General features: G+C 71.6%; 5 protein-coding genes and 1 pseudogene. 5 read left to right on the forward strand and 1 reads right to left on the reverse strand.

Annotation, left to right across the window (positions count from 1 at the left end; translation table 11 throughout):
• The coding region (locus tag PLP61_RS15490; RefSeq protein WP_324503656.1) for a PadR family transcriptional regulator at window positions 1–445 on the reverse strand (445 nt) is incomplete at its 3' end.
• Between the two features lie 143 nt (window positions 446–588).
• On the opposite strand from PLP61_RS15490, the gene PLP61_RS15495 reads away from it, so the two are divergent.
• The 5 genes and pseudogenes from PLP61_RS15495 to PLP61_RS15515 form a co-directional block, all read left to right on the forward strand.
• Window positions 589–1,461: an ABC transporter substrate-binding protein gene (locus PLP61_RS15495; RefSeq protein WP_324503657.1), complete on the forward strand. Its 873-nt coding sequence runs from the start codon at window positions 589–591 to the stop codon at window positions 1,459–1,461.
• Window positions 1,462–1,473: 12 nt separating this feature from the next.
• A complete protein-coding gene (locus PLP61_RS15500; protein WP_324503658.1) occupies window positions 1,474–2,328 on the forward strand; it encodes an amino acid ABC transporter permease in 855 nt (284 codons plus the stop codon).
• Window positions 2,325–3,074, forward strand: a complete 750-nt coding sequence (locus PLP61_RS15505; RefSeq protein WP_324503659.1) for an amino acid ABC transporter ATP-binding protein — start codon at window positions 2,325–2,327, stop codon at window positions 3,072–3,074. The genes PLP61_RS15500 and PLP61_RS15505 overlap by 4 nt, the downstream gene beginning before the upstream one ends.
• Before the next feature lie 127 nt (window positions 3,075–3,201).
• Window positions 3,202–3,630: a pyridoxamine 5'-phosphate oxidase family protein gene (locus PLP61_RS15510; protein ID WP_324503660.1), complete on the forward strand. Its 429-nt coding sequence runs from the start codon at window positions 3,202–3,204 to the stop codon at window positions 3,628–3,630.
• Window positions 3,631–3,661: 31 nt separating this feature from the next.
• Window positions 3,662–3,860 (forward strand): annotated as a pseudogene (locus PLP61_RS15515) (glutamine amidotransferase); the annotation flags it as partial.

The following is a 3,860-nucleotide window of genomic DNA, read 5'->3' on the forward strand; positions in this document are numbered from 1 at the left end:
TGGCGGCCGGGATCCGCGGCAGGGCGGTCAGCACGTGGTCGCGCTGGGCGGGGTGCTGGTAGTGGCGCAGCCGGGCCGGGTGGTCGGCGAGGGTCCGGGCGACCTCGGCCAGGACCGCGGCCCGGTCGCCGAAGGAGGCGCCGCGGAGCTTGACCGCGAGCTCGGAGCGCAGCGGCTCGGTGGGCGTGGGCGCGGCCAGCCAGTCGGCCAGCGCCTGCCGGCCGGCCGGCGCCACGGCGTACACCTTCTTGTCCGGCCGCCCGCTCTGCGCGACGGCGCGTGCGCGCACCCAGCCGTCGGCGTCCATCCGGGCCAGCACCCGGTAGATCTGCTGGTGGGTGGCGTGCCAGAAGAAGCCGATCGACCGGTCGAAGCGGCGGGCCAGGTCCAGTCCCGAGGCGGGGCGCTCGCTGAGGGCCACCAGCAGCGCGTGTTCGAGGGCCACGCCCGGAGGGTAACCAGGCTATGCAACGAGTTGCAATGCGACCTGCGTCTCACCGGCCCCTCGCCGGCTACTGGTGCGTACGACGTGCCTGGTGCGGCGTACTCACCAGTAGTCGCCGGGATGCCGTCGCCTAGGATGCGCGCATGCGACTGCATCGTTCCGCCCTGCTCCTGGCCACCCCGCTCCTCCTCGCCGCCGTCGCCTGCGCGCCCGAGGACGACACCACGACCGACGCGGGCGCCAGCCCGAGCGCCTCGGCCGACGCCTGCGCCACCGAGAACCTCGCCACGATGACCCCGGGCACGCTCACTGTCGGCACCGACTCGCCGGCGTACGAGCCGTGGTTCGTGGACAACGACCCCAGCAACGGCAAGGGGTTCGAGTCGGCGGTCGCCTACGCCGTGGCCGAGCAGCTCGGGTTCACCGCCGACCAGGTCACCTGGGTGAAGGTGCCGTTCAACACCTCCTACAAGCCCGGCGCCAAGGACTTCGACCTCGACATCAACCAGATCTCGATCACCCCGGAGCGGGCGCAGGTGGTGGACTTCTCCGACGGCTACTACCAGGCCGCGCAGGCGGTCATCGCGCTGAAGGGCTCGCCCGCCGCGGACGCCGCCAGCCTCGAGGAGCTCGCCGGGCTGCGGCTGGGTGCCCAGACCGGGACCACCTCGCTCACCGCGATCCGTGACGTCATCAAGCCCGAGACCGACCCGCTGGTCTTCGAGGACACCAACGCCGCCAAGCAGGCCCTGCTCAACGACCAGGTCGACGCGATCCTGGCCGACCTGCCCACCGCCTTCTACATCACCGCGGTGGAGATCCCGAAGGGCACGATCGTCGGCCAGTTCCAGCCGGAGAGCGGGGAGCAGGAGGAGTTCGGGATGCTCTTCGAGAAGGGCAGCCCGCTGGTGCCCTGCGTCAACCAGGCGCTCGCGGCGCTGCGTGAGAACGGCACGCTCGACCAGATCGAGCAGCAGTGGCTCTCCGACACCGTCGGGGTCCCCGAGCTCCAGTGAGCCGAGCCGTCGGTGAGCGAGGTCTGGCAGCCCAGTGACCGGGAGCTCGAGCGGCGGGCGGCGCGGCGCTCCCTGCGCCGCCGGTCCGTGCTCATCGCGAGCCTCGCGACGGTCGCCGTCTTCACCGCGCTCGTCGCGGCGGTGCTGGCCTCGCCGGGCTGGGACCGCGTGCAGCAGCTGTTCTTCAACGTCGAGCACGCCCGGGCGTCCCTGCCGCTGATCTGGGACGCGTTCCTCACCTACAACGTCAAGCTGTTCCTGCTCGCCGAGCCGATGATCCTCCTGCTCGGCCTGTCCGTAGCGCTGGCGCGGATCGCGCGCTCCCCCTGGCTGGTCCCGGTCCGGGTCCTGGCGGTGCTCTACACCGACCTGTTCCGGGGGATCCCCACGATCCTGCTGGTGCTGATGTTCGGCTTCGGCATGCCGGCGCTGCGGCTCCAAGGGGTGCCGAACAGCCTGTTCTTCTGGTCGCTGATGGCGCTGGTGCTGTCCTACGGCGCCTACGTCGCCGAGGTGTTCCGCTCCGGCATCGAGTCGATCCACCCCTCCCAGGTCGCCAGCGCGGAGGCGCTGGGCCTCAGCCGGGCGCAGACCATGCGGCACGTGGTCGTGCCCCAGGCCGTCCGCCGGGTCATCCCGCCGCTGCTCAACGACTTCGTGTCGCTGCAGAAGGACACCGCCCTGGTCTCCTCGGTCGCCCTGTTCGACGCCGTGTTCACCGCACGCGACTACGGCAACTACCACTTCAACTACACGCCGTACGTCGTGGTGTCGGGGTTCTTCGTGCTGCTGACCATCCCGCTGGCCCGGTTCACCGACTGGCTGCAGCGGCGGATGGCCGAGCGGGAGCGGGCGGGTGCCCTGTGAGCACCGCCGCACCGCTGCTCGAGGTCGAGGGGCTGCGCAAGACCTACTCCGGCAAGGTGGTGCTGGCCGACATCGACCTGACGGTCTCGCCCGGGGACGTGACCTGCCTGATCGGCTCGTCGGGGTCCGGCAAGTCCACCCTGCTGCGCTGCGTGAACCTGCTCGAGGACGTCGACGACGGGGTGATCCGGTTCCAGGGCGTGGAGGTCTCCGACCCCGCGGTGAACCGGCGGGAGGTACGCAGCCGGATGGGGATGGTGTTCCAGGCCTACAACCTCTTCCCGCACCTCACCGTCCTGGACAACGTCGTGCTGGCCCCGCGCAAGGTGCACGGGCTGGGCCGGCGCGAGGCCGAGCAGCAGGCCCGCGAGCTGCTGGAGCGGTTCGGCCTGGCCGACAAGGCCGACGCCCACCCCGACCGGCTCTCCGGAGGGCAGCAGCAGCGGGTCGCGCTGGTCCGGGCGCTGGCGACCCGGCCGGCGCTGCTGCTGCTCGACGAGATCACTGCGGCGCTGGACCCCGAGCTGGTCGGGGAGGTGCTCAGCATCGTGCGGGACCTGGCCGCCGAGGGCACCACGATGGTGCTGGCCACCCACGAGATGGGCTTCGCGAGGGACGTGGCCACCCGGGTCTGTTTCCTGGACGGGGGGCGGATCCTCGAGCAGGGGCCGCCGGCGGAGATCTTCAGCGACCCCCGGGAGGAGCGCACCCGGCGGTTCCTGCGCCGGGTGCTGCCCGCCGGGTGAGGGTGCCGCCCCGACGACCGGCCCGCCTCGGGGACCGCCCACCGGGTGGCCCGGTCGCCCCTTCCCCACGCGGGCGTGGGATCGTAGGTTCGAACGCATCGACCGGGTCAGCACGCGAGGAGAGCCGATGAGCGAAGAGAACCCCGTCACCGTGATGACGACCGAGGAGTGCTGGGAATTCCTGGGCACCCGGGAGTTCGGTCACCTCGCGTTCCACCTCGCCGACCAGGTGCACATCACGCCGATCAACTACGCCGTGGACGGCGACACCCTGCTGTTCCGCACCGCCGAGGGCTCCAAGCTGCTGGCGGTCGTGATGAACCCCGACATCGCCTTCGAGGTCGACCAGTACGACGAGCACCAGGCCACCAGCGTGATCATCCGGGGCACGGCCCGCGAGCTCGAGGAGGACGAGGAGCACCGTGCGGAGAACGTGCCGCTGCGGCCCTGGGTGCCGACCCTGAAGTACAACGTGGTGGAGATCCGGGTCAGCGAGATCTCCGGGCGGCGCTTCGAGCTGAGCCGGCCCTGGACCCACATCACCCCCGAGTCCTGAGCCTCCCCACCGCAGCCCCGGGGTCCGGGCCGTGAAGCCGTTCCTGTTCCTCGGCACGCGCGCCGAGGACGACGCCGCCGACGACGAGTTCGCCGCCGTGCGCCGCTACGCCCGCCTCGACCCGGCGCACCTGCACCGGCACCGGCCCGAGCTCGAGCCGCAGGGCGAGGTCGACCTGGCTCGGTGGACGGGGATCATACTCGGCGGCGGGGCGTTCAACAACAGCGACA

The sequence above is a fragment of the Nocardioides sp. genome, assembly GCF_035429765.1.
GTDB lineage: Bacteria > Actinomycetota > Actinomycetes > Propionibacteriales > Nocardioidaceae > Nocardioides.

Coding starts and splice junctions, on each gene's coding strand:
- PLP61_RS15495 (WP_324503657.1), top strand. CDS start 589: ATGCGACTGCATCGTTCCGCCCTGCTCCTGGCCACCCCGCTCCTCCTC.
- PLP61_RS15510 (WP_324503660.1), top strand. CDS start 3,202: ATGAGCGAAGAGAACCCCGTCACCGTGATGACGACCGAGGAGTGCTGG.